This is a genomic window from Paenarthrobacter sp. NPDC089307 (genome assembly GCF_040685055.1).
Lineage (GTDB): Bacteria > Actinomycetota > Actinomycetes > Actinomycetales > Micrococcaceae > Arthrobacter.
This window is the reverse complement of the sequence record NZ_JBFBHE010000012.1, coordinates 1-1,637: the sequence shown is the minus strand read 5'-3', so window position 1 is coordinate 1,637 and position 1,637 is coordinate 1. Positions and strand designations below refer to the sequence as shown.

The 1,637-nt window shown below is 60.5% G+C and carries 2 protein-coding genes; one reads left to right on the top strand and one right to left on the bottom strand.

The annotated features are described in order from the left end of the window. Window positions 1–381: 381 nt before the first annotated feature. Window positions 382–921, bottom strand: a complete 540-nt coding sequence (locus AB0N72_RS20200; RefSeq protein WP_363934882.1) for an Imm26 family immunity protein — start codon at window positions 919–921, stop codon at window positions 382–384. Between the two features lie 118 nt (window positions 922–1,039). Here AB0N72_RS20200 and AB0N72_RS20195 point away from each other — a divergent pair, with 118 nt between their 5' ends. Further along, window positions 1,040–1,183, top strand: coding sequence for a hypothetical protein (locus tag AB0N72_RS20195; protein WP_363934880.1), 144 nt, complete (start codon window positions 1,040–1,042; stop codon window positions 1,181–1,183). Window positions 1,184–1,637 lie beyond the last annotated feature (454 nt).

The window sequence follows — 1,637 nt, the reverse complement described above, 5'->3', positions numbered from 1 at the left end:
ACACGGGGGTGCGCAGCAACCTGGCATAAATTCAACCAATCAAAAAACAATCGGTATCAACAAACTTGGCACACTATTGAGTTCTCAAACAACAGACCCCCCAAAACATCACCCCGACCGGAACACCACACAAAGCAGCGCACCACAACAGGGCCATTGGAAAAGAAGAGTTATTTTTGGCCGCCTACCGAACCGTACACACCTTCCGGCTTTCCGTTTCGCACCCGGCGACTCAGAAAACAATACACGCCCCACACCCCCAACGCAAATCCACCCCAAACCCCACCCCACATACCCCCAAAACCCCACCCAACCGCCGTCGAACACACCACCACCACACAGCCGTGACCCGGGCCCCGCCCGGTGGGAGGACGGGTCACCTTAGGGCTGTGCGAGTAGCCCCATCAGAACGTTCTCTACATATCCGGCACCCATTAGTCCGTCTTCGGGCTTTCCCTCATTGTCGCCACCAGGGGCTGTCTCCTCGCCCAAGCGCCAACTGGGGTCGGAGTCGTCGTAATGCACCCGAATTGACCGGCCAGTAATCAGTTCCGTCCGCGCGAAGACGGGCAAGTGCCACTCCTCCGGTACCCAGCCCAGCACGGAGCCAAGCACCTCCCACGCTCCTTGCTTCAGGCCCAGAGAGCTGAACCTTCCGATGAGGACGGAGTCGTTCGGAGAGAGGCTTTTCACTTCTGGGAGGCTCGGGACCTGCGCCCACTTCGGGGCGAAGAAGTAGCCGAGCAAAATTCCTTGCGAGCTCATTCGAGCGACGAGCCCTAAGCCATAACCGCCGTCATTCAGGGGCGCCGCAAGAGGCCTACCGGACCATGGCTCGGCTTTGCCACTACTCTCAGTGTTTGATCGGAAGTCTTCGGGTACCTGCCTGGTTATCAGCCCGCTGTAAATAGCATCGGGCATGGAGTCCCCGGGATCTCCCATAGCCATGCTGGGAGTTCGGTAAGCACGGGAATCTTCCTCTCGCAACGTAATAGAGTGCGGAGTCTGAGCGGTTCTTGAGGTGAGAGGACTGATCGGGATGCGGCAGACCGTCGTCGAGCACTTCGCCCCTGCGTGCTTGGAAGGCCGCCCGCCGGCGGAGGTCATCGCCATGCTGGAAGCACAGGTGGAGGAGAATCCGTGGCGCAAGAAGACCGTCCCTTGCTGGCCTTGGCCCGCCTAACGGAGTCGCCGCCGGGACCCCTCGGCTCGGCCAGGATTGCCACCGCTAGTCAAGAGGCGGTACTTGGGTTCAGTTGGAGGCCTCGAACGCGGCCCTGGGCGCCTTGGCAATCAGCCGATATCGGCCAGGAGCTGATAACAACAGCGTTCGACGCCGGGTCGCCCACCTTTGGGCTCAACGGGCGGCTGATTCGTATGCAAGCACTGTGCGCCGTCAATGACACCAGCTCGCTCCGAACAGGGCTCCGGAGAAGTTGATCTCTGAGTTGTCGGAGTTCTTTTCGGGTTAGGCCCCCGGGGGTTTTCGGGCTGCGCTGAACCGGCCGGTCTTCGGGCCGCGCTGGCTTGGTGTGGTTTCCGGGTGTGGTGTTGTTTTTAAGTGCGAAGAGCCCCGACCGTGTGGTCGGGGCTCTTGCTAATGTGTGTCCGGCGGTGTCCTACTCTCCCACACCCTC

Excerpts from the sequence above, each read along its gene's own strand:
- AB0N72_RS20200 (WP_363934882.1), bottom strand. The coding sequence starts at position 921 with ATGCCCGATGCTATTTACAGCGGGCTGATAACCAGGCAGGTACCCGAA.
- AB0N72_RS20195 (WP_363934880.1), top strand. The coding sequence starts at position 1,040 with ATGCGGCAGACCGTCGTCGAGCACTTCGCCCCTGCGTGCTTGGAAGGC.